Raw genomic sequence first — 22482 nt, forward strand, 5'->3', positions numbered from 1 at the left:
CTGAGACGATCGGGAGGTGGGTGAGGCGGAGGCGGACCGGTGCGGAGCAGGCCCTGCGGAGCAGGCGAGCGCCTGCACCGTGCGGGAGGCGCTGGACCGGGTCGGCGGCAAGTGGGCCATCGGCATCCTGATCGCCGCCTCGGCCGGCCCGATCCGCTTCACCGAGTTGGAGCGCCGGGTCGAGGGGATCAGCCGCCGGATGTTGACGCTGACGCTGCGCAACCTGGAGCGGGACGGGCTGCTGCACCGGCAGGTGCATCCCACCGTGCCGCCGAAGGTGGAGTACACCGCCACCCCGATGGCCCGGGAGCTGTACGAGTCGCTGGTGGCGCTGACGAGCTGGGCCGAGCGGCACCGCGAGGCGATCAGCGCGGCCCGGGCCGAGTACGACCGCACGCACGGCCGCCCACCGGCCTGACTCAGTCCGGCACCCGCTCGGCCCAGTCGATGTGGTGGTCGAACAGCCAGGCCTGGGCGGCGCCGCCGTCGCGCGCCAGGTAACGGGCGGCCAGTGGCATGCCCAGGTCCCGGATCAGCCGCCCGACCGGGCCGGCGACCTTCGTGGTGCTGGTCCGCCGCCCCTGCGCGACCACCCGCTGCACCCGGTCGCGGCGCAGCCGCTCGTAGGCCCGGAACGCGGCCGGCACGTCCGGCAGGTCGCGCAGGCAGCGGGCGAGCTGGACGGCGTCCTCGAAGGCCATCGCCGCGCCCTGGCCGGAGGAGGGGGCGGCGGTGTGCGCCGCGTCGCCGATCACGATCATGCGGTCGCGGTGCCAGACCGGCACCGAGGGCAGGTCGTACGTGGGCCAGCCGTACTCGATCCGCTCGGTGTGGTCGAGGATCCGCGTCGCCGGTCCCGGGTCGCCGGCGAGCAGCGCCCGCAGCCGGGACCGGGCCTCGTCCGGGTCGGTCGCCGCGGGCCGCTCCCGGCTCGGCTCGACCGGCTGCGGCGGGTTGGCGAACCACCAGACCTCGTCCTCCCCCACCACGATCCAGCAGAAGAAGCAGCGCCGGCCGAACATCATCTGCATCACGCCGCGCTCGTCGGGCAGGCGCAGCCCCCGGGCGAAGCCACCGGCGTTCAGCAGCGGCACGTAGCGCGGCGCGGGCGCGGCCGGGTCGATCAGCGTGCGGACCCGGGAGCGCAGCCCATCGGCGCCGACCAGCAGGTCACCGCGGGCGGTACGGCCGTCGGCGAACCGGGCCGTCACCCCGCCGTCAGTCGTCTCGGCGCCGGTCAGCCGCGCGCCGTGGACGAACTCGACGCCCCGGCGCAGCGCCTCGTCGCGCAGCGCCCGGTAGAGGTCGGAGCGGCCGACCGTACGGCTGCCGGGCACCCCGAACTCGGCGAGCCGGCGCCCTCTGTGGTTGTGCATGAGCATCCGGGGCGTCGGGTGTCCGAGCCCGGCCACCAGGCCGTCGAGTTCGATCGCGCGCAGCGCGTCGAGCCCGTTGGCCGACAGCGTCAGGAACGCGCCCACCCCGATCGCGTCCCGCGGATAAGCCTCGTACACGGAGGCGTCGATGCCGGCGCGCCGCAGCGCCATGGCGGCAACCGGGCCGGCCAGTCCGGCACCGACGACGAGAGAGTTAGTCATTCCATGACTATACATAAAATGACTATGGCGCGACAGGGGGCACCTAGGGTGGTGCCATGACGGTTCGTCGCTCGCCGCTGGCGATGATGGTGCTGGCCCTCCTGGTCGAGGAGCCGATGCACGCGTACCGGATGCAGCAGCTCATCCGGGAGCGGGACAAGCAGGACGTGGTGAACGTCGCGCAGCGCAACAGCATCTACCAGACCATCGAGCGGCTGCGCCGCGACGAACTGATCCGGGTGGCCGAGACCAGGCGCGAGGAGGGGCGGCCGGAGCGCACCGTGTACGCGCTCACGCCGGCCGGCCGGCGCACGCTCGACGAGTGGCTCACCGACGCGCTCGCCACCCCCGCCCGGGAGTTCCCGGAGTTCCCCGCCGCCCTGTCGTTCCTGCCGATCCTGCCGCCCGAGGAGGCGGCCCGGCGGCTCGACCAGCGGGTCGGCGCCATCGAGGCACGGTTGCGCGAGCGTGAGGCGACGCTGGCCGGGGTAGAGCTGCCCCGGCTCTTCCTGATCGAGGACGAGTACCAGCTGGCGCTGCTCCGCGCCGAGCTGGACTGGGTACGCCGGCTCGTCGCCGACCTGCGCTCCGGCGCGCTCACCTGGTCCGGGGAATGGCTCGCCGACTGGACCGGCACACCGTCCTGACCTGCACAGACCGGTCATTGTGGCGAACACCACGGACCGGATCTGACCGATCGGTCAGCACCTGACCGATCGGTCAGGCATGCTGGAGGACATGGCGCGACCGACCACCGCCACCCACGACGAGCTGCTGGCAGCGGCCGCTCGCCGGTTCGCCCTCACCGGGTACAAGGGCACCTCACTGCAGGACATCGCCCGCGATGTCGGCTGTTCCAAGGCGACGGTGCTCTACCACTTCGCCAGCAAGGACGCCCTGCTCTGCGAGCTGATGGCCCCGGCCATCGCGATGCTGGAGGAGCTGGACGCCCGGATCGCCGCGCACACCGGCGCCGAGGCCCAAGGCGTCGCGGCCGAGGGCTTCGTCGACCTGGCGGTCCGCTTCCGCCGCGAGATCGCGCTGCTCCGGGGCGAGTTCTCCGACCTGCTCCAGCAACCCACGTTCACGCACATCCAGCAGATCTCCGAACGGCTGGTCGCGGCGTTCGCCGGCTTCTCCGACCGTCCGGAGGCCCGCGTCGCGGCCCTGGTCGTGCTCGCCGGCATCGCCGAGACCTGCGGCGAGTTCCTGGACATCCCCGACGAGCAGCTCCGTCCCGCGCTGCTCGCCGTGGCGTACCGCGCGCTCGAAGTCACCACCTGATCCGAACCCGAGGACAAGGAAGGTCCATGGCGACCCTGCTGTACCGGCTCGGCCGGGCATCCCTGCGCCGACGGCGACTCGTCGCCGTCGTCTGGCTCGTCGTACTCGTCGGACTCGGCCTGGCAGCGGCCACGCTGAGGGGCCCGACGGCGAGCAACTTCACCATGCCGGGCACCGAGTCGCAGAAGGCGATCGACCTGCTCGCCGACCGCTTCCCGGCGGCGAGTGGCGCCACCGGCACGATCGCGATCAAGGCGCCGCAGGACGGCGCCCTCACCTCACCCGCCGGACAAGCGGTGGTCACGCAGGTCACGCAGGAGGCGGCCACGCTGCCCGGCGTGGTCGGCGCGGTCGACCCGTACCAGGCGCAGGCGCTCACCCCCGACGGCCGGTACGCGCTGATCCAGGTGCAGTTCGCCGGTGGGGCGGACGAGGTCACCGACGAGCAGCGCGACGCGTACGAGAAGGTCGGCGCGCAGGCCGAGGCGCAGGGCTGGCAGATCGCCCCCGGCGGCGAGGTGCTGAACGGTGAGCCGGAGGTCGGCTCGACCGAGGCGATCGGCGTGCTGGTCGCGGCGATCGTCCTGGTGATCACGTTCGGCTCGCTCGTGGCGGCCGGGATGACCATGCTGAACGCGCTGATCGGTGTCGGCGTCGGCATGGCCGGCCTGTTCGCGCTCAGCGGCGCGGTCGAGCTGACCAGCACCGCGCCGATCCTGGCGCTGATGCTCGGCCTCGCTGTCGGCATCGACTACTCGTTGTTCATCACCTCCCGGCACCGGCAGAACCTGCTCGACGGCCTCTCTCCGGAGGAGGCGGTCGGCCGCGCGGTCGGCACGGCCGGCTCGGCTGTGGTCTTCGCCGGCGCGACGGTCGTGGTGGCGCTCGCCGGCCTGGCCGTGGTGGGCATCCCGTTCCTCACCGTGATGGGCCTGGCCGCCGCCGGCACGGTCACCGTGGCCGTGCTGGTGGCGATCACGCTGGCCCCGGCGCTGCTCGGTTTCGCCGGCCACAAGGTCCTGCCGCGCAAGCTGCGTGACCGCAAGGCGGTCGAGGACCCGACCACCGGCTCGGAGGACCGCTCCGGCTTCGGCTTCCGCTGGGCGCGGTGGGTGACCAGGCTGCGCATCCCGGTGATCCTGGTCGGGCTGCTCGGCCTCGGCCTGCTCGCGCTCCCGGCGCAGGACATGCGCCTGGCGCTGCCGGACGCCTCCGCCGCCGCCGAGGGCACCCCGGCCCGGGTCAGCAGCGACCTGATCCGCGAGGGCTTCGGTCCCGGCTTCACCGGCCGGCTCGCCGTCGTGGTGACTGCCGACTCGCCGCAGGCCACCCAGGGCGCCATCCCGCAGGTGACCGCGCTGATCCAGAAGACCGACGGGGTGCTGGCGGTGGCCCCGCCGCAGGTCGACCCGTCGGGGCGTACCGCGCTGATCGGGGTGATCCCGAAGTCCGGGCCGACCGACGAGGCCACCGAGACGGTGGTGCACGACATCCGCAAGCAGGTCTCCGGCATCCAGGACGTCGACGTGCTGCTCACCGGCGTCACAGCGGTCGGCATCGACGTGTCGGAGAAGCTCTCCGACGCGCTGCCGGTCTACCTGCTGCTGGTGGTGGGCCTGTCGATCCTGCTGCTGATGCTGGTGTTCCGGTCGATTCTGGTGCCGGTCAAGGCGGCGCTGGGCTTCCTGCTCACCGTGGCGGCCACGTTCGGCATCACCGTCGCGGTGTTCCAGCAGGGCCACCTGGCCGACCTGGTCGGCCTGGACACCCCGGCCCCGCTGGTCAGCTTCCTGCCGATCCTGCTCATCGGCATCCTGTTCGGCCTGGCCATGGACTACGAGGTCTTCCTGGTCTCCCGGATGCGCGAGGACTTCGTGCACGGCGACACCGCCCAGCAGGCCACCATCAACGGCATGGGGCACGGCGCCCGGGTGGTCACCGCCGCCGCGCTCATCATGATCTCGGTGTTCGGCGGCTTCGTCTTCCTGGAGGACCCGATCATCAAGTCGATGGGCTTCGCGCTCGCGATCGGTGTCGCCATCGACGCGTTCGTGGTCCGCATGACGATCGTGCCGGCGGTGATGTCGCTGCTCAACAACGCCGCCTGGTGGCTGCCGCGCTGGCTGAACAAGATCCTGCCCAACGTGGACATCGAGGGTGAGGGGCTGCGCGCCCACCTCGCCGACAAGCGGCACGCGCAGGTGTGAGCCGTACCGGGTGGGGTCCGACGTGGCCCCACCCGGTCACATCCCCGCCGGATACGTCTCCATCTCGCCCGGGGTCACGCGCGTCGGCAGCGGGTGCAGCGCCGTCGTCTCGTCACACCAGATGAACGCGTCGTACCGCTCACCCAGCCGGGTCGGCACGTAGTTGCCCCACGACTCGAAGCTCGGCTCGTACACCACCCCGATCGCCCGGTGGTCGGCCTCTTCGGTCACCCATTCCGGCTGGTCGTCACCGCCGAAGACGAGCACCGCCCGGTCCGGCATCAGCTCGTGCAGCCGGTGCTCCACCGAACCCGCCCGGGACGGTGGCACCACCATCGTCTCGGCGGGTGAGCCCCAGCGCGGCGCCGCCACGACGCTGCCGCGCCAACTGCCGAAGCCGATCAGCGCCACCGCCTCCCGGCCGTGCCGTTCCCGGCCGAGCTGCCCGATGTTGACCATTCCGTCGGCCGCCATGTCGGTGGCCCGGGCGTCGCCGACGTGTGTGTTGTGCGCCCACACGATGCCCCGCGAGCCCGGCCCGTACCGGTCGAGCAGGCGGTCGAGCGTGTCGGCCATGTGCACGTCCCGCACGTTCCACGACTCGGGGCCGCCGCCGAGCATGGCCCGGTAGTACCGCTCCGCGCCGGCCACGACCTCCGCGTTCTGCCAGGCCGAGAAGCGGTCCGCACCGTCCGCGACGGCCTGTTCCCGGGTACGCGCCAGCAGCCGGACCACCTCCTCCTCGCACCGGGCGGAGACGAACCGGCTGGCCGACGCGTACTCCTCGGCCCGCCTGCCGTACGGCTCGAAGCAGCGGTACGCCTCCTGGGCAGCCTCCAGCGAGGTCGGGTCCTCCTCACCGAGGTAGTCGAAGATGGCCTGCATCGACTCCCAGAGGGAATACACGTCCAGACCATGGAAACCGGCCCGCTCCCCCTCCGGGCGTTCCAGGTTCCACGCCCGCATCCAGCGGCAGAAGCGGGCCACCTCGGCGTTCGCCCACATCCAGGTGGGCCAGCGTTCGAACCGTTCCAGCGCGAGGAGCGGATCGGCGAGTCCGCCCGGCGCGCCCACCACCGATCGGTGCACCCGGTCGCAGTCCGGCCAGTCCCCCTCCACCGCCACGAAGTCGAACCCCTGCTCGGCGACGAGCCGCCGGGTCAGCTGTTCCCGCAGCCGGTAGTAGTCGTAGCTGCCGTGCGTCGCCTCGCCGATCATCACCACCCGGGCGTCCCGCACGCGGTCCAGCAAGGGGTCGAAGTCGCTCGGCGCGCCGAGCCGCTGTACCAGCATGTTCGCGGCTACCCGGGCCCCGCCGCGACAAACCGCGGCCCGGACCCGGCGGCGGGGCATGCCGCCGGGCCCAGCGGGTAGCCCGGCGGCATGCCCGTCACCGGTGCGCAGTTGCGGGAGTTCCTGGCCGGCTTGGACTACCCGGTCTCCCGGGAGGACCTGATCCGCTGGGCCAGGAGAACGTTCTCTGCACTACCCGGTGTCGGCGTACGGGTCTCGATGCAGAGCCAAGTACTCCAATGCCGCCGTTGACCATGAGTCACGAGTGACCGCCTGGTAGCGCACCGGATCGCGACACGAGAGTGAGCCGATGTCCGCTGCGGCATACTGCGTCAGCGCAGGACGCTCGCCACGACGTTGTACACCTCTTCGACTGGCGGCTCGCCGCGGTGCTCGGTGAACAGCAACTGCACGACGCCGATCAGGCTCGGCGCCAGCACCTGCACCTCCGCGTCGGCGGCGAGCCGGCCACGGTCGCGTTCGGCTGCCAAATAGCCGGCCACCGCGGCGACCGCCTCGCCGACCAGGGGGAACCGGGCGGTGCCAGTTGCGCGCAGGCGGTTGCGCAGCTCGTCGCGGGCGATGGTGAGCACGATGATCGCGGACATGACCGGCTCGAAGAGCTCGAACATCGCGTCGGTGAGGTTGCCGGCAACGGTCCCGGTCCCGGCCGCCTCGCGAAGCGCGGCACCTTGCGCCTCGACTCGCGCGATGCGGTCGAGCACCAGATCGACCAGGAACGCGTCGAAGTCGGCGAAATGCCGATGCAGCACGCCCTTGGCAACGTCGGCCTCGTCGGTGACCGCGCGGCTGGTCAGCGCCGTGACGCCGCCGCGGGTGAGCACCCTCGCGGCCGCGTCGAACAGTTGCTGACGCGGATCGCGTAGAGCTACGCCGGTCGGCATGAATGCTCCAGCTTTCTAATGGGCAATCGCCCACTAGAGTGGGCACATGGCCACTCTACCGCCGCACCCTCACGAAGCACGCCGCATCGCAGAGTCGTTCGGAAGCGATCCAGGACGCTACGACCGCAGTCGGTCGCCGTATCCGAACGCGCTGATCGAGCACATCGTCGCCGCCGCACCGGGCCCCGCGTTCCTCGACGCCGGTTGCGGAACCGGGATCGAAGCCCGCCAGTTCCGCGCTGCCGGGCGCACGGTCCTCGGCGTCGAGCCCGACCCCCGGATGGCCGACTTCGCCCGCGCGAGCGGCATCGACGTCGAGGTCGCGACGTTCGAGACGTGGGAACCGGCCGGCCGCACCTTCGACGCGATCGTCTCCGGCACAGCCTGGCACTGGGTCGACCCCGCCGCCGGAGCCGCCAAGGCAGCCGAGATACTGCGCCCGGGCGGCGTCCTCGCACCGTTCGGCCACGTCTACGAACTGCCGCCGCCGATTGCCGTAGCGTTCGCTGAAGGGCTGCGACGAGCCGCGCCCGACCTGCCCTACCGCCAACCGTCCGGCTCCATCCTCGACGGCTATCGCGCCCTCTACGACCGCGCCGCCGAGGGAGTCCGCACGTCCAGTTGCTTCGCCGAACCCGAGATCCGCCGCTACGACTGGCAGCGCACCTACACCCGCGACCAACTACTCGAACTCATCCCGACTTCCGGCGGCCTCGCGAGCATGCCACCAAACAAACTCGCCGAGATCCTGTCGACGGTCGCCGCCGCGGTCGACGGCGACGTCACCCTTACCTATGCCACCTGGTGCCTGACCGCTGTCCGCAGGTAACCCGTCGACGCCGCTCGCCGCAACAGAGAGCGCCAGTCACACCTCAAGTACATTCACATCGGCCAGATCCGGGCGTCACGGCAGCCGGTAATGCCGGACGAATGGGGCGAGCACGATCGAACTCACGGGGCTGGATCCACTCCGCCGCCGAGCTGGGCGAGGCGCTGATCGTGCTGGCCGACGCCTGACCGGCAGGTGCGCGGCCCCTGTGCCGGAGGCGTGGAGTAGGGGCCCTTCCGCGCGTGCAGCAGGCGGAACAGCACCAGCCACTGCTCCGGCCAGACCAGCCCGACCGGGGTGTCCGGCGCGATCCGCGCGGCCCGCAACGCGCCGTCGACGGGCCGCCGGGGATGGGCCGCGCGCAGCGAGGCCGCGAGCGAGCCGCCGACTCCGCCGAAGCCCAGCTCCACCATCCGCCGGTACGCGGGCAGCGCGGCCGGCGCCACGAGGGGCGTGCTCCGGCGCTCCAGCCGCAGGATGCCCCCGTCGACGCCCGGCACCGGCCGGAACGCGGCCCGGGGCACCCGCCCGCCCAGCCGCCAGTGGTACTCGGGCCAGGTGAGCACGGTGAGCCTGCTCCACCGGCCGTGGTCGCCGGTGCGCTTTCGGGCGTAGTCGAGCTGGGTGAGCAGCGTCGCGGTACGCAGTCCGGGTGCGGCCAGGCACCATCTGACCACCGCCGCGGTGAGTGACCAGGGGATGTTGCCGGCCACCGAGAACGACCCGGCGGGCGGGGACGCGGCCAGGAAGTCGGCCGCCCGTACCTCGATGTTCGGCAGCGGGGCGCAGGCCGCCGTCAGCTCCGGCAGCACTGCCGGGTCGACCTCGTACGCGATCAGCCGCCCGCACCGCGCGGCGAGTGGCCGGGTCAGCCGGCCGCGCCCGGCGCCGACCTCCAGCAGCAGGTCGTCCGGGCCGGGCCGGACCGCGCGGACCATCAGCGCGACGGCGGCCGGGTCGGCGAGAAAGTTCTGGGACAGTACGCGACGCGACCGGTCGCGTGCGGTGATTCGGCGGGGCGCCACGGGTTCGTCCTGTCTGTCGCCGGACGGCGACGGGTACGGACCGCTGCGCGGGTGTCACCCCCGCCGTCGAGGCGGCGCGAGGGCGGATCGGGCGGGCGGTCCGAGCGGATCGGGACTCGGACGACCCTGGGGAGTAGCCGGGACGCGGCGCCGGGGAACGGCGCATGCCGGAGAACGCCACCTCGGCGAGGTGGCGTGGTCGACGGACCGCTGACACCGCCACCTCGCGAGGTGGCGACCGACGCGCCACCTGGGCGGGTCGGGGACCGGCGGTCGGGTCAGACGCGGGCGGCGTACCGGCCGGCCAGGGCCGGGCGCCGGAACCGCGGACGGGCGACCAGGAGGAGCCCACACGCGGCCGGCGCGACGGCCACGCGGATCAGGGCATGCGTGAACATGCGGCCACGCTAGCGACCGGGTCCGGCCCGGGCGACCGGTTTTCTACAGGTCGACGGTGCGTCCCTGCGCCCGGGCGGTCTGCGCGGCGTCGAGCACCGCCACCACCTCGCGGCCGAACCGTACGTCGCAGCGGTGGTCGCGGGTGCCCGCGTCGGCCTCCTCCAGCAACTGGTCGAGCGCGGCGCCGAACGCCTGGAGCGCGCTCCCGTCGCCGGGCGGGACGGTTTCGGTGCCGTTCTCGCCGAAGAAGACGAAGTCCCGGGTGACCGCCTCCGGCGGCGCGTCCAGGGTGAGCGAGAGCGAGCTGGTCGCGCCGCCGTCGTGGGTGAGCAGCAGGTGCACCAGGCCGCTCGGGCCGTCCATCGCGGCGACCCGGGTGACCCGGCCGAGCACCGGCAGGATCAGCGACAACGCGTGCGGGCCGATGTCCCAGAGCGCGCCGCGCTCCCGTCGCCAGGTCGAGTCGCCGTACGGGTTCCCCGGCTGGAAGATCGAGGCGAACATGGTGGCGCGGGCGTGCTGCCAGCCGGCGGCCGCCGCGGTCGAGGCGAGGAACCCGGTGACGTTCGGGTGGAAGCGCTGGGTGAAGAAGACCACCGAGGCCACCCCGGACGCCTGCGCCGCGTCGACCACCCGGTCGGCGTCGGCGAGGTCGAGCGCCAACGGCTTGTCCAGCAGCAGGTGCCGCCCGGCGGTGGCGGCCCGGACGGCGATGTCGGCCTGCACGTCCGGCGGGAGCGCCACGGCGACCGCGTCGCAGGCGTCGATGAGCGCGTCGACGTCGGTGAAGGCGGGTACGCCGTGCCGGGTGGCCAGTTCCTCCGCCTTGGCGGGGTTGCGCCCCCAGACGCCGGCGAGCCGCGCCCGTGGATGCGCCTCGATGGCCGCGGCGTGCGTCTCCGCCGCCCAGTAACCCGTGCCGAACAACCCGAACCGCACCCCGGCCCCCTGCCGTCGACGTCCGCCACCGGCGTACGCCGGGACCGTGATCCACGCTAGCCCCCGGACCCGTCCGGCGCGCCCCGACCCGGTGGGCGAGCCGCTACTACGCCGGTTAGTAGGCTGTGCCGGTGAACGACACCGTGTCGACGACCAGCGCGGCGGCCTCCTCCCCGGTGGACGGGCCACTCGCCACGGTCGCGATCGTGATCTCGCTGGCCGTCGCCGTCTGGGCCCTGGTGGCGGCGGTACGCCACCGCCCGCCGGACCGGATCCAGTTCGTCGGCCTGGCCGTGCTGGAGGTGGCGCTGCTCGCGATCACCGTGATGGCGATCGTCGCGCTCGGCGGCGGCGAGCGGCCGGGCGAGCCGGGCGCGTTCTTCGGCTACCTGGCGACGCTCGTCTGCCTGCCGCCGCTGGCCTGGGTGCTGGCCCGGATGGAGCCGACCCGCTGGGGCTCGGGCATCGTCTGCGCGATCTGCCTGGTCACACCGGTGGTGGCGGTACGGCTCCAGCAGACCTGGGAGGTCCTCGGTGGCTGACACCACGACCGAGCAACCCGTCACCAACCGCGGGCCGGGCCGGCTGCTGATCGCCGTCTACATCGTCTTCGCCATCGCCGCGACCTCGCGGGCGGCATTGCAGATCGCCACGAAGTTCGACGAGGCGCCGGTGGCGTACCTGCTCTCCGCGCTCGCCGCGCTGATCTACATCGTGGCAGCGGTCGGGCTGGCCCGGGCCGGACACACCGGCCGCCGGATCGCGCTCGCCTGCTGCACTGTGGAACTGGTCGGAGTGCTCGGGGTGGGCGTGCTGAGCATCGCCGACAAGGAGCTGTTCCCGGACGAGACGGTCTGGTCGGACTTCGGCAGCGGCTACGGCTACGTGCCGCTGGTGCTGCCGGTGCTCGGCCTGCTCTGGCTCTGGCGCACCCGGCGCGACCCCGCCTGAGCGGGCCCGCGCCGGGCACCTGCCGGTCAGTCCTTCGGACCGCCGGCGACGTAGATGACCTGGCCGGAGACGAACGACGCGCCCTCGCCGGCCAGGAACGAGATGGTGTGCGCGACGTCCTCCGGGCGGCCGGGACGGCGCACCGGGATCTCGGCGGCGGCGTGCTTCTGGAGGTCGTCGAAGTCGACCTTCATCCGGGCCGCGGTGGCAGCGGTCATGTCGGTGACGATGAAGCCGGGCGCGACCGCGTTGACTGTCACCCCGAACGGGCCCAGCTCGATCGCCAGCGTCTTGGTGAAGCCCTGGAGGCCGGCCTTGGCGGCCGAGTAGTTCGCCTGGCCCCGGTTGCCGAGCGCGGACGTGCTGGACAGGTTGACGATCCGGCCCCACTTCGCCTCGACCATGTGCTTCTGCGCGGCCTGGCTGAACAGGAACGCGCCACGCAGGTGCACGCCCATGACCGTGTCCCAGTCGCCCTCGGTCATCTTGAACAGCAGGTTGTCGCGCAGCACGCCCGCGTTGTTGACCAGCACCGTCGGGGCGCCCAGTTCGGCGGCGACCCGTGCCACGGCGGCCTCGACCTGGGCCCGGTCGGACACGTCGGCACCGACCCCGAGCGCCCGGCCGCCCGCCGAGCCGATGGCGTCCACCGTCTCCTTGGTGGCGGACTCGTCGATGTCGACCACGGCGACGGCCATGCCGTCGGCCGCCAGCCGGCGGGCGGTCGCCGCCCCGATGCCGCGCGCGGCTCCGGTGACGATGGCGACGCGGGTCTCCTCCGACATGCTTACCTCCCGGTAACTTGTGGCTCGATCGAAGGAGCTTAACCCGCCGGTACGCCGTGCCTACCGCTCGTGGGCCCGGCAGAGCCGGATCCACCGGTAGCCGTACCCACCGAGCTTGAGCCGGTCGAGCTTGCCCACGTCCTCGTAGTTGCGGTCGCTGAGCACGTCGATCGGCAGGTCCGCCTCCGGCGCCAGCGTGCTCAGGTCCACCTCGACGTCCTCGGTGCCGAGATTGTGCAGGAAGACCATGATCCCGGTACGCCCGTCGGCGCGGTGCGCGAGCACGCCCGGCGGCATCGGCACGTCGATGTGGGTGGTGCTGCCGGAGCCGGTCTCCGGCGCCTCCCGCAGCGTCCGGATCATTCGCTCGAACCAGCCGAGCAGGGACCGCGGGTCCTTGCGCTGGGCGGTGACGTTGACGTGCTGGTAGCCGTACTCGCCCTTGTCGATCACCGGGCGGATCAGCTTCTCCGGCTCGGCCGTGGAGAAGCCGGCGTTGTCGGCGTAGGACCACTGCATCGGCGTACGGATCGCGTCGCGCCCGTCCAGCGCCAGGTTCTCCCCCATGCCGATCTCCTCGCCGTAGCGCAGCACCGGCGTGCCGCGCAGCGAGAACTGGAGCGAGTACGCCAGCTCGATGTGCCGGCGGTCGTTGCCGAGCATGGGGGCGAGACGGCGGCGGATGCCCCGGCCGTAGAGCTGCATGTTCTCGTCCGGCCCGAACTTCGCCAGCACGTCGTTGCGCTGGTCGGCGGTGAGCCGGGACAGGTCGATCTCGTCGTGGTTGCGCAGGAACGTGGCCCACTGGCCGCCGGTGGGCAGCTTCGGGGTGTCGCGCAACGCCTGGATGATCACCTCCGGGTCCTCCCGGACCAGGGCGAGCATCAGCCGTCCGTTGAGCATGAAGTCGAACAGCATGTGGATCCGGTTGCCCGAGCCGCCGCCGTCGCCGAAGTAGACGGGCAGCTCGTCCGGCTCGACGTTCGCCTCGGCCAGCAGGACCGCGTCGCCGCGCCGCCACTGCACGTGCTGGCGCAGGTCGGTGATGAAGTCGAAGTCCTTCGGCGAGTTCGGGTTGCCCGGCTCGGTGCGCTCGATGATGAACGGCACGGCGTCCATCCGGAAGCCGGCGACGCCGAGCTGGAGCCAGAACGACGTGATCTTCTTGATCTCCGCCCGGACCTTCGGGTTCTCGATGTTCAGGTCCGGCTGGAACTTGTAGAAGCGGTGGTAGTACCACGCCTTCGCGGTCCGGTCGTAGGTCCACGTCTCGTGCTGCTCGCCGGGGAAGACCATGCCCTGGTGGCGGTCGGCCGGCTCGTGGTCGGCCCAGACGTACCAGTCCCGGTACGGCGAGTCGGGCGAGGAGCGGGCGGACTGGAACCACGGGTGCTGGTCGGAGGTGTGGTTGACCACCAGGTCGATGATCACCCGGATGCCCCTGTTACTCGCCTGGTGCAGCAGTTCGGCGAAGTCACCGAGCGTGCCCAGGCGCGGGTCGACGTTGTAGAAGTCGGTCGCGTCGTACCCGTCGTCCTCGTTGGGCGAGGGGTGGATCGGGTTCAGCCACAGGCAGGTCACCCCGAGCCGGGCCAGGTAGTCCAGGCGCCCGATCAGCCCCTGGAAGTCACCCACCCCGTCGCCGTTGGAGTCCGCGAACGTGTCGACGTCGAGGCAGTAGACGACCGCCTCCTGATACCACCTGTCACCCATGCGAGGACTACTTCTCCGAACGCGCGCGGCGGCAAACCCGGTACGGTGCCGGGATGGACGAGGAGGCGTACGACTGGTCCGCCGGCTCCTGGCTGAACCCGCCCGAGCGGGCCGAGCCGGTCGACGGCGGCCTGCTGGTCGAGCCGCGTGGCGGCAGCGACTTCTGGCGACGCACCAGCTACGGCTTCGTGCACGACGACGGCTCGGCGCTGCTGGCGCCCTTCCCGGTCGGCAGCGCCGTGGAGGTGTCGTTCCTCCTCGACTACTCGTTCCAGTTCGATCAGGCCGGCGTGCTGGTCCGGGTGGACGAGCGGCGGTGGACCAAGGCCGGGGTCGAGGTGAGCGACGGCGCTCCGCAGGTGGGCGCCGTGGTCACCGACGAGTTCTCCGACTGGTCGGTGGCACCGGTGCAGCAGTGGTCGGGCCGGGAGGTGACGGTCCGGGTGAGCCGGGCCGGCGACGCGCTCACCGTGCGGGCCCGGTGCGCGGACGAGCCGTGGCGGCTGGTCCGCGTCGCCCCGCTCGACCCGGCGGCGGAGGCCTCGGCCGGGCCGTACTGCTGCTCGCCCAGCCGGGGCGGCCTGCTGGTCCGCTTCACCGGCTGGCGGCGGGGTCCGGCGGACGCCGCGCTGCACCCGGAGGCTGAGTCACAGGTGTGACACCGGGCGGTCCGGGTAACACCTTCGGATCTCCGGATCTCGCGTGGAAGGACCGCCATGGCCCTGGCCCAGGATGTCGACCCGAACCAGTTCACCGGGCTGACCGGCTGGGTGGCGGACGTGATCGACTCGTTCGGCGCGGTCGGCGTGGCGCTGCTGGTGGCGCTGGAGAGCATCATCCCGCCGATCCCGAGCGAGATCGTGCTGGCGATGGCCGGCTACCTGTCCGCCGAGGGCCGGTTCAACCTGGTGGTCATCGTGGTCGCCGCGACAGTCGGCTCGCTGCTCGGCGCGCTGGTGCTCTACTGGCTCGGCGCGGCGCTCGGCGAGGACCGGCTCAAGCGCTGGCTGGACCACATTCCACTGGTCGACCTGGAGGACCTGGAGAAGGCCGACCGCTGGTTCGAGCGACGCGGCCGGTGGGCGGTGCTGATCGGCCGGGTGGTGCCCGTGGTGCGCAGCCTGGTCTCCATCCCGGCGGGCGCCAACCGGATGCCGCTGGGCGAGTTCATCCTGCTCACCACGCTCGGCAGTGGGGTGTGGAACGCCCTGATCGTCGGCGCCGGGTTCACCCTCGGGTCCCGCTGGGAGGACGTCGACAAGTACAGCCAGTGGTTCAACTACGCGATCTTCGCGGTCTTCGGCTTCATGATCGTGAGCTGGGCGGTGAAGAAGGTGCGCCGGCGGCGCGCCCGGCAGTCGGTGACCACCGGGCGCTGACCGCCGCGCGGGCTCAGAAGCCCGCGGTGATGCCGGTGAACTCCCAGGTGTTCTGCGCGATGCCGGAGCAGTTCGCGACCACGCCGCCGCCGGGGCAGGGCCGGTCCCGGTTGACCGACCAGAACGTGAACCGGGCCAGGCCGCGCGCCTTGGCCCAGTCGCGGATCTGCGTCCAGGTGGCCGGGGAGGTCAGCTCCTGCTGGTCGGAGAGTCCGTTCATGCCCGACAGCCCCATGTGCGCGTACGCGGTGGCGTCGGACCAGCCGAACGCGTTGCGCAGCGCGGTCTTCAGGCCCTCGGCCGCGTTCACGGTGCTCTGGTACATGTTCGCGCCACCGCCGAAGTCGAACGGCATGATGGTGAACACGTCGATCCCGGCGCCCTTCGCCGCGGCCTGGTTGATCAGCCGGGTGCCGTAGTACGACGGCCCGGTGGTCGAGGTGCCGAACGTGATGATCGTCTTGATGCCCGGGTTGTTCTGCTTGACGATCTTCAGGGCGTCCAGGATGCGGTCCTGCACCACCTCGTTCTCGAACTCGTCGCTGTTCTCGATGTCGATGTCGATCGCCTTCAGCCCGTACGCGTTGATGACCTGCTGGTACGCGCCGGCCAGCGCGGCGGCGGACGAGCAGTTCGGGCCGAGCTTGTTGCCGCTCCACCCGCCGAAGGAGGGGATGACGTCGCCGCCGGCCGCCTTGATCGCGGCGATGGTGGCGGCGTGCGCGCCCCCGGTCAGCGGGCCGGTGCCGTCCCAGGCGGGGGTGCAGCCGCCGCCGGAGAGCACGAACGCGATGGTGAACCACTTGATCCCGGTCGCGCCCATCACGGTCGCGGGCGCGGGCGGGTCGCCCCAGCCCGGGTAGAGGTAGGGCGCGGCGGCCATCACGCCACCGCCGCCACCGGTGCAGCCGCTGGTGGTGGCCGCGACCGCCGCCGACTTCGCCGACTCACCGGTCCCGTTGTACGCGGTCACCGTGTAGCTGTGCCCGCTGCACGCGGCCAGCCCGGAGACGGTGGCCGAGGTGCCGGTGACGGTGGCCTTGACCGTGCTGCCCTCGTACACCCGGTAGCCGGTGACGGTGCCGGAGACCGCGTTCCAGGCGAGCGAGACCGACGACGCGGTGGTGCCGGTGACCCGCAGCCCGCCCGGCGTGGCCGGTGCGCCCGGGTTGCCGGGGTTGCCGCCGCCGGTGCAGGAGGCGCCGTTGACCGTGCAGTTCACCGGGTCGCCGGTGCCGCTGACGACGAAGCCGAAGCTGGTGCTGGCGCCCGGGGCGAGCGCGCCGTTCCAGGACTGGTTGACGGCGGTGACGTGCTGGCCGGAGGTGGTCAGCCGGGCGTCCCAGAACGAGCCGAGCGTGCTGCCGGACGGCAGGTCGAACTGGACGTTCCACGAGGAGATCGCGGCGGAGCTGTCGTTGGTGACGGTGAACCGGGCCTCGTACCCACTGCTCCAGCTGGAGGTGCGGACGAAGGCGGCGGTGGCGGCAGAGGCGGGTGGCGCGGCGAGCAGGGCACCGGCGACCACGGCGGTGGTCAGCGCGGCGGCGAGCGTCGCCAGGCGGGGGCGGAGTCTCACGGCGTCCTCCAGGGGACGGGCGGGGGTGGAGAGGGGATTCACAACCGTCGACGTGCGCCTATTATTAAGAGTGTTAACTGTTTCTGTCCAGCACCGGTTCGGCGCGGCCCGGTACGTCCGGGCCGCGCCCCGGCCGCGCCTCAGCGGCGGAAGGTGAACCAGTTGACGTTGACGAAGTCCGACGGCTGGCCGCTGCTGAACGTCAGGTAGACGGTGTGCCGCCCGGTCACCGCGCTGACGTTGCCCGGCACCGAGCGCCAGGTCTGCCAGCCGCCGGTGTTGCCGACCGCGAAACTGCCGATCGGCGGCGCGGTCGGGCTGTCCACCCGGACCTCCACCAGCCCGCTCACCCCGGACGCTGCGCCGGACGCGACCCGGGCCACGAAGTCGCGCGGCGGCGTCGAACCGAAGTCGACGTTGTCGTAGCGGGCCCAGTCGCCGTTGGCGAGCCAGCCGATGTCCTGGCCGCCCTCGGCGCACGTCTCCACCTGCACGCCGTTCTGCGCGTTGAACGACTCGGCCTGGATCGTCGCGTACGCGTCCCGCACCCCGCCCGGCGGTGGCGTGGTCGGCGTGGGCGACGGGTTGCTCCCGCCACCCCGGGTGTAGACGGCCACGTAGTCGACGAGCATCGACCGGCCGGGCACGGTTGCCGCGGTGGGCGTCGCCGAGCCGGCCACGCCGTCCGGGAAGCCGCCGCCCATCGCCACGTTGAGCAGCAGGAAGTAGCCGGCGTGGTTGGTCATCTGACTCCAGTACGGCTCACCGATCTGGTTCTGCCCGACGGTGTGGAAGAGCTGGCCGTCGACGTACCAGCGCAGCTGCTGCGGGCTCACCGAGGCGTCCCACTCGAACCGGTAGGTGTGGAACGCCGACTGGCAGGTGCTGCCCGGGCAGGCCCGGGACGCGCCGATGCCGTTGAACTCCCCGCACGGGCCGCCCGGCGCGACACCGCAGTGCAGCACGCCCCAGACCGAGTTGATCCCGTTGACGTTCTCCATCACGTCGAACTCGCCGATGCCCGGCCAGTTCTGGTAGTTGCCCCGGTACGGCGAGCCGAGCGCCCAGAACGCCGGCCAGTACCCGGACGCCGCCGCGCCGGTGACGTTCGGCATCTGGATCCGGCCCTCCAGGGCCAGCACGCCACCCGACGGCGCCTTGAAGTTCGAACGCACCGTCTCGATCCGGGCCGAGGTCCAGCGGCCGGCCGAGTCCCGCAGCGGCGTGATGCGCAGGTTGCCCGAGCCGTCGTGGGCCAGGTTGGCGGTGCTGGAGGTGTAGGTCTGGATCTCGCCGGTGCCCCAGTTGGCCGGGCCGCCCGGGTAGCTGGTGCCGGTGTCGATGATCCAGTTGGCGGACGAGGGCAGAGTGCCGGCGGAGCCGGTGAAGTCGTCGCTCCACACCAGGCTCCAGCCGGACGGCGTCGGGGGCACCGCCGCCTGGGCGGTCATCGAGACGCCCGCGAGGGCTGTGGTGAGCGCGAGGACGCCGGCGACCAGGGCGAGCCGGCGGCGCGGTCGGGGCACGGTGGCGGAGGCGGCCAGGGCCGCCAGGATCGGGTTCATGCGGGGTGCCTCTCTGCGGGGACGGGTCCGGGAGAGCGCTCTCTGAGAGCGATTTCTACGCGCCCGCCCCCGCACTTGTCAACGCTTGTCGATGGCCGCCGCCGGCTGCGGCCGCCGCAGCACCACCTGCTCCAGCGCCGTCCACGCCGTGGTGGTGACCAGATAGAGCACCGCCGCCAGCGGCACCACGAGCGCGACGAGCACGGTGCCGTACGGCAGCAGCGGCAGCAGCCGCCCGAGCACCGCCGCGCCCGGCCCCTCGGCCGGGGTACCGGCCACGGCGCCGGTGGCGGCCGCCGCCCGGCGCGTCCGCCGCGAGGACCACCAGGCCAGCGCGAGCAGCGCGGCCAGCAGCACCCCGAACACCAGCGGCACCGGGCCGGCCAGCCCGTCGCCGAGGTGCCACCCCAGCGGTACGCCGGCGAGCCGCTCCCCCAGCAGCTCCGGCGCCCCGTCCCCGGTCGCGAACACGCGGTACACGACCAGGAAGAACGGCGCCTGCAACAGGGCCGGCAGGCAGCCCGCGACCGGGCTGGCCCCGGCGTCGCGGTAGAGCGCGAACACCTCGCTCTGGAGGCGGGCCGGATCGTCGGCGTACCGGCGCTGGAGTTCCCGTACCTCGGGGGCGAGCGCCGTGCGACGCCGCTCCCCGCGTACCTGGGCCACTGTCAGCGGCGAGATCAGCAGCCGGACGGCGACTGTGAACAGGACGATGGCGGCGGCCGTCGCGGCGCCGCCGGTGAGCGGGGCGAGCACGTCGGCGAGCCAGGTGACGACGGTGGCCGCGGCCGAGGCCGCGGAGTGCAGCGGTGCGAAGGCAAGCATGGGTGGACCCCTCGATGGCGATTCCGGGTGTCCCGGGCGGCGACGTGCCGCGCGGCGGGACGGATGACGACGGAATCGGCCGCGAAAGCCGGTACGGAGGGACCGGCGACCCGCGGGCGCGGGCCGGCAGGTGGCTACGCGGCCGAGGGGTGCAGGCCGGGTGCGCGGGGGCGCGGACGCCCCGGCGCGTCGGGGTCGACCTGCCGGGGCACCCCGCGACGGCGGGCGCGGGCGCGCAGGGCGGCGGCGAACCGGGTGCCGGGCGGCGTGGGCAGCGCGCGGACCCGCAGCGCGAGCAGGGTGGCCAGCAGCAGCGCGGCGACCACCGCCGCACCGGCGAGCAGCCCGGCCGGCCGGTCGGCGAACAGGGCGAGGGCGTAGGCCCACGCCCCCGTCAGCACCGCCAGCATCCCCGCCACGGGACCATCCTAGCCCGCGTTGTCACGCCCTACGGGCCCATGCGCTAACGCACCCGGCCGACCCGAACGGGCGAACCGGCGCCGACACGCCCACCGGCACGTTTCCCGAAACGGACACGGTGGGTAACAGGGCCTCGACCACGCGGCACGGTGCCGTGAGCGGTCCGGAGAGACGGTGGTGACGATGAGTGGCTCAGTGGCGGAGCGGGAGCGGAGCGCCTCACCGGGCGGAACCGACCTGCTGACAGTCGGCGTCGAGGAGGAGTTCCTGCTCGCCGACCCGCACACCGGCACCGCCGTACCCGCCGTCGACCTGGTGATGGAGCAGGTGCCGGCCGAGCTGCGGGGCCAGGTGGAACGCGAGTTCCAGACCAGCCAGATCGAGATCGGCAGCCCGCCGGGGCTGGACCTGTCCTCGATCCGGCACTCGCTGTCGATGCTGCGCGGGGAACTGGCCGACGCGGCCGAGCGGGCGGGCGTACGGCTGCTGGCGATCGGCACCGGGCCGGTCGACGGGCCGGTGCCGCCGGTGGTGGACAAGCCGCGCTTCGACCGGATGATCGAGCGGTTCCGTCTGCTGGTGCCCGGCCCCGGCAACAACGGCATGCACATCCACGTCGGCATCCCCGACCCGGACACCGGCGTGCAGGTGCTCAACCACGTGCGGCCGTGGCTGCCGATCCTGCAGGCGGCCACCGCGAACTCCCCGTTCGCCCGGGGCGAGGACACCGGCTACGCGAGCTGGCGCTCGGTGGAGTGGGAGCGCTGGCCGTCGGTCGCGCCCACCCCGTACCTGGAGTCGCACGAGCACTACGAGCGGCTGATCCGCCAGCTCATCGCCAGTGGCGTGATGCTGGACGAGGGAATGCTCTACTGGTACGCCCGGCTCTCCGCCAAGTACCCCACCGTGGAGATCAGGATCGGTGACGTCTGCCCGTCCGTGGACGACGCGGTGCTGGTGGCGGCGCTGGTCCGCGCGCTCGTCGCGACCGCGCTCACCGACATCGCCGCCGGCCGTCCGGCCGTCAACACCGACCACCACCTGCTGGTGGCGGCACACTGGCGGGCCGCTCACGACGGGCTGGAGGGCGAGGGCGTCGACCTCACCGACGGTGAGCTGCGGCCGGCCTGGGAACTGCTGGACCGGCTGGTCGACCGGCTGCGCCCGGAACTGGAACGGCACGGCGACCTGGACCGGGTCACCGATCTGCTGGGCGGGCTGCGCCGGCACGGCAGCGGCGCGGCGCGGCAGCGGGCAGTGTTCGCGCGTACCGGCAGCCTCGTCGACGTGGTCGCGGACGTGGCGCGGCAGACCCGTGGCTGAGCGGCAGTGCGGCCGCGGCCCGGCGTGACAGGATGGGCGACGTGGCCGAGCGCATGATCGTCATCGGCGGCGACGCCGCCGGCATGTCGGCGGCGTCGCAGGCCCGGCGCCGCCGCCGCGACCGCTCCGACCTGGAGATCGTCGCGTTCGAGCGCGGGCACTTCACCTCCTACTCGGCCTGCGGTATCCCCTACTGGGTGAGCGGCCTGGTGGAGGAGCGGGACGAGTTGATCTCCCGCGACCCGGCGACCTTCCGCGACGAGTTCGGCATCGACGTCCGCACCCGGCACGAGGTCACCGCCATCGACCTCGACCGTCGCGAAGTGGTCGCGCGGGACCTGGACGGCGGCGGCGAGGTCCGCGCCGGTTTCGACACCCTGGTGTACGCCACCGGCGCGTCCCCGATCCAGCCGGACTGGGCGCGCGACGACGTGTCAGGGGTGTTCGGCGTGCAGACGCTCGACGACGGGGCGGCGCTGATCGACTGGCTCGAACGCGAGCCCAAGCCCCGGCGGGCGGTGGTGGTCGGCGGCGGCTACGTCGGCGTCGAGGTGGCCGAGGCGCTCGTGCAACGCGGGCTCTCGGTCCAGTTGGTCGAGCAGGCCGACCAGCCGATGTCGACTGTGGACCCGGACATGGGCGAACTGGTGGCCGAGGCGATGCGCGGCACCGGGATCAACGTCCGTACCGGCATCACCGTCACCGGCCTGGACGAGCGGGACGGCCGGATCCGCGCGGTGCTCACCGACGAGGGGCCGATCCCGGCCGACGTCGTGGTGCTGGGTCTCGGGGTACGCCCCAACACCGCGCTCGCCGAGGCCGCCGGCCTGCCGATCGGCCCCTCCGGCGCGATCCGGGTGGACCGGCGGATGCGGGTGCCGGGCGTGCCCGGCGTCTGGGCCGCGGGCGACTGCGTGGAGTCCCTGCACCGGGTCAGCGGCATGCCCGTGCACATCCCGCTCGGCACGCACGCCAACAAGCAGGGCCGCGTGGCGGGCATCAACATCGGCGGCGGGTACGCCACCTTCCCGGGCGTCGTCGGCACCGCCGTCACCAAGGTCTGCGAGCTGGAGGTGGGCCGGACCGGGCTGCGCGAGCGGGACGCGCGGGAGGCCGGCTTCGAGTTCGTCACCGTGCACACCCGGTCGACGAACCGGGCCGGGTACTACCCGGGCGCGCGGGAGATGACGATCAAGCTGATTGCCGAGCGGCCCAGCGGGCGGCTGCTGGGGGCGCAGATCGTCGGCTGGTCCGAGGCGGCCAAGCGGATCGACACGCTCGCGGTGGCGCTGTGGAACGGCATGACAGTGGACGAGATGACAGCGCTCGACCTGGGCTACGCGCCGCCGTACGCCCCGGTGTGGGATCCGGTGCTGATCGCCGCCCGCAAGGCCGTCGACGCCCTCGCCGGCACGTAAGGAAGTGTCGGTGCCGCCGGTTAGCGTGTGCGCGCTGCCGGTCCG

At 72.7% G+C, this 22482-nt stretch carries 22 protein-coding genes and 1 pseudogene; 12 read left to right on the top strand and 11 right to left on the bottom strand.

Features of this window, described 5'->3' with window-relative positions:
- Positions 1 to 16: 16 nt before the first annotated feature.
- The gene (locus ACFYON_RS19845) at positions 17 to 418 is read left to right on the top strand and encodes a helix-turn-helix domain-containing protein (RefSeq protein ID WP_354871393.1); all 402 of its coding nucleotides are present in this window, start codon (positions 17 to 19) and stop codon (positions 416 to 418) included.
- 1 nt (position 419) lies between these two features.
- On the opposite strand, the gene ACFYON_RS19850 is transcribed toward ACFYON_RS19845, so the two are convergent.
- The gene (locus tag ACFYON_RS19850; protein WP_354871395.1) at positions 420 to 1598 is read right to left on the bottom strand and encodes an FAD-dependent monooxygenase; all 1179 of its coding nucleotides are present in this window, start codon (positions 1596 to 1598) and stop codon (positions 420 to 422) included.
- Positions 1599 to 1654: 56 nt separating this feature from the next.
- Here ACFYON_RS19850 and ACFYON_RS19855 point away from each other — a divergent pair, with 56 nt between their 5' ends.
- From ACFYON_RS19855 to ACFYON_RS19865, 3 genes are all read left to right on the top strand, one after another.
- Complete coding sequence (locus ACFYON_RS19855) at positions 1655 to 2245, top strand: PadR family transcriptional regulator (protein WP_354871397.1); 591 nt, start codon at positions 1655 to 1657, stop codon at positions 2243 to 2245.
- Positions 2246 to 2336: 91 nt separating this feature from the next.
- Entirely contained in the window at positions 2337 to 2882 is a 546-nt protein-coding gene (locus tag ACFYON_RS19860; protein WP_354871400.1) for a TetR/AcrR family transcriptional regulator, read from the top strand.
- Positions 2883 to 2908: 26 nt separating this feature from the next.
- Positions 2909 to 5089, top strand: a complete 2181-nt coding sequence (locus tag ACFYON_RS19865) for an MMPL family transporter (RefSeq protein WP_354871402.1) — start codon at positions 2909 to 2911, stop codon at positions 5087 to 5089.
- Positions 5090 to 5125: 36 nt separating this feature from the next.
- Here the strand turns inward: ACFYON_RS19865 and ACFYON_RS19870 are convergent, their stop codons facing one another.
- Positions 5126 to 6382, bottom strand: coding sequence for an erythromycin esterase family protein (locus ACFYON_RS19870; protein ID WP_354871404.1), 1257 nt, complete (start codon positions 6380 to 6382; stop codon positions 5126 to 5128).
- Between the two features lie 90 nt (positions 6383 to 6472).
- Here ACFYON_RS19870 and ACFYON_RS19875 point away from each other — a divergent pair, with 90 nt between their 5' ends.
- Positions 6473 to 6634, top strand: coding sequence for a DUF2795 domain-containing protein (locus ACFYON_RS19875; protein ID WP_354871406.1), 162 nt, complete (start codon positions 6473 to 6475; stop codon positions 6632 to 6634).
- An 80-nt stretch (positions 6635 to 6714) separates the two neighbouring features.
- Here the strand turns inward: ACFYON_RS19875 and ACFYON_RS19880 are convergent, their stop codons facing one another.
- A complete protein-coding gene (locus tag ACFYON_RS19880; RefSeq protein ID WP_354871408.1) occupies positions 6715 to 7287 on the bottom strand; it encodes a TetR family transcriptional regulator in 573 nt (190 codons plus the stop codon).
- 46 nt (positions 7288 to 7333) lie between these two features.
- Here ACFYON_RS19880 and ACFYON_RS19885 point away from each other — a divergent pair, with 46 nt between their 5' ends.
- Positions 7334 to 8116, top strand: coding sequence for a class I SAM-dependent methyltransferase (locus ACFYON_RS19885; protein ID WP_354871411.1), 783 nt, complete (start codon positions 7334 to 7336; stop codon positions 8114 to 8116).
- Positions 8117 to 8355: 239 nt separating this feature from the next.
- On the opposite strand, the pseudogene erm reads toward ACFYON_RS19885, so the two are convergent.
- Both erm and ACFYON_RS19895 read right to left on the bottom strand, forming a co-directional pair.
- A pseudogene (erm, locus tag ACFYON_RS19890) lies at positions 8356 to 9141 on the bottom strand (ErmE/ErmH/ErmO/ErmR family 23S rRNA (adenine(2058)-N(6))-methyltransferase); the annotation flags it as partial.
- A 441-nt stretch (positions 9142 to 9582) separates the two neighbouring features.
- On the bottom strand, positions 9583 to 10479 hold the full coding sequence (locus ACFYON_RS19895; RefSeq protein ID WP_354871413.1) for a Gfo/Idh/MocA family oxidoreductase: 897 nt from the start codon (positions 10477 to 10479) through the stop codon (positions 9583 to 9585).
- 131 nt (positions 10480 to 10610) lie between these two features.
- Here ACFYON_RS19895 and ACFYON_RS19900 point away from each other — a divergent pair, with 131 nt between their 5' ends.
- Positions 10611 to 11021 carry a hypothetical protein gene (locus tag ACFYON_RS19900; RefSeq protein WP_355094357.1) on the top strand — a complete coding sequence of 137 codons (411 nt, stop codon included), beginning with the start codon at positions 10611 to 10613 and terminating at the stop codon, positions 11019 to 11021.
- The gene (locus ACFYON_RS19905) at positions 11014 to 11430 is read left to right on the top strand and encodes a hypothetical protein (RefSeq protein WP_354871417.1); all 417 of its coding nucleotides are present in this window, start codon (positions 11014 to 11016) and stop codon (positions 11428 to 11430) included. Before ACFYON_RS19900 ends, ACFYON_RS19905 begins: the two co-directional genes overlap by 8 nt.
- Positions 11431 to 11456: 26 nt before the next feature.
- Here ACFYON_RS19905 and fabG read toward each other — a convergent pair whose 3' ends face one another.
- Entirely contained in the window at positions 11457 to 12215 is a 759-nt protein-coding gene (gene fabG, locus ACFYON_RS19910) for a 3-oxoacyl-ACP reductase FabG (RefSeq protein WP_354871419.1), read from the bottom strand.
- Positions 12216 to 12275: 60 nt separating this feature from the next.
- Positions 12276 to 13928 carry an alpha-amylase family protein gene (locus ACFYON_RS19915; RefSeq protein ID WP_354871422.1) on the bottom strand — a complete coding sequence of 551 codons (1653 nt, stop codon included), beginning with the start codon at positions 13926 to 13928 and terminating at the stop codon, positions 12276 to 12278.
- 53 nt (positions 13929 to 13981) lie between these two features.
- Here ACFYON_RS19915 and ACFYON_RS19920 point away from each other — a divergent pair, with 53 nt between their 5' ends.
- On the top strand, positions 13982 to 14587 hold the full coding sequence (locus ACFYON_RS19920; RefSeq protein WP_354871425.1) for a DUF1349 domain-containing protein: 606 nt from the start codon (positions 13982 to 13984) through the stop codon (positions 14585 to 14587).
- Between the two features lie 57 nt (positions 14588 to 14644).
- Positions 14645 to 15307: a DedA family protein gene (locus ACFYON_RS19925; RefSeq protein ID WP_354871427.1), complete on the top strand. Its 663-nt coding sequence runs from the start codon at positions 14645 to 14647 to the stop codon at positions 15305 to 15307.
- Positions 15308 to 15320: 13 nt separating this feature from the next.
- On the opposite strand, the gene ACFYON_RS19930 is transcribed toward ACFYON_RS19925, so the two are convergent.
- The 4 genes from ACFYON_RS19930 to ACFYON_RS19945 form a co-directional block, all read right to left on the bottom strand.
- Positions 15321 to 16886, bottom strand: coding sequence for a cellulose binding domain-containing protein (locus ACFYON_RS19930; RefSeq protein WP_354871429.1), 1566 nt, complete (start codon positions 16884 to 16886; stop codon positions 15321 to 15323).
- 140 nt (positions 16887 to 17026) lie between these two features.
- Positions 17027 to 18451: a carbohydrate-binding protein gene (locus ACFYON_RS19935; protein ID WP_354871431.1), complete on the bottom strand. Its 1425-nt coding sequence runs from the start codon at positions 18449 to 18451 to the stop codon at positions 17027 to 17029.
- A 78-nt stretch (positions 18452 to 18529) separates the two neighbouring features.
- A complete protein-coding gene (locus ACFYON_RS19940) occupies positions 18530 to 19276 on the bottom strand; it encodes a membrane protein insertase YidC (RefSeq protein ID WP_354871434.1) in 747 nt (248 codons plus the stop codon).
- Between the two features lie 134 nt (positions 19277 to 19410).
- On the bottom strand, positions 19411 to 19686 hold the full coding sequence (locus tag ACFYON_RS19945) for a DUF6412 domain-containing protein (RefSeq protein WP_091422448.1): 276 nt from the start codon (positions 19684 to 19686) through the stop codon (positions 19411 to 19413).
- A gap of 184 nt (positions 19687 to 19870) precedes the next feature.
- On the opposite strand from ACFYON_RS19945, the gene ACFYON_RS19950 reads away from it, so the two are divergent.
- A complete protein-coding gene (locus tag ACFYON_RS19950; RefSeq protein WP_354871436.1) occupies positions 19871 to 21019 on the top strand; it encodes a glutamate--cysteine ligase in 1149 nt (382 codons plus the stop codon).
- A 41-nt stretch (positions 21020 to 21060) separates the two neighbouring features.
- Positions 21061 to 22437 carry an FAD-dependent oxidoreductase gene (locus tag ACFYON_RS19955; protein ID WP_354871439.1) on the top strand — a complete coding sequence of 459 codons (1377 nt, stop codon included), beginning with the start codon at positions 21061 to 21063 and terminating at the stop codon, positions 22435 to 22437.
- Positions 22438 to 22482: the final 45 nt, after the last annotated feature.

Origin of the sequence: Micromonospora sp. NPDC005686, from assembly GCF_042871665.1 — a bacterium.
Taxonomy (GTDB): domain Bacteria; phylum Actinomycetota; class Actinomycetes; order Mycobacteriales; family Micromonosporaceae; genus Micromonospora.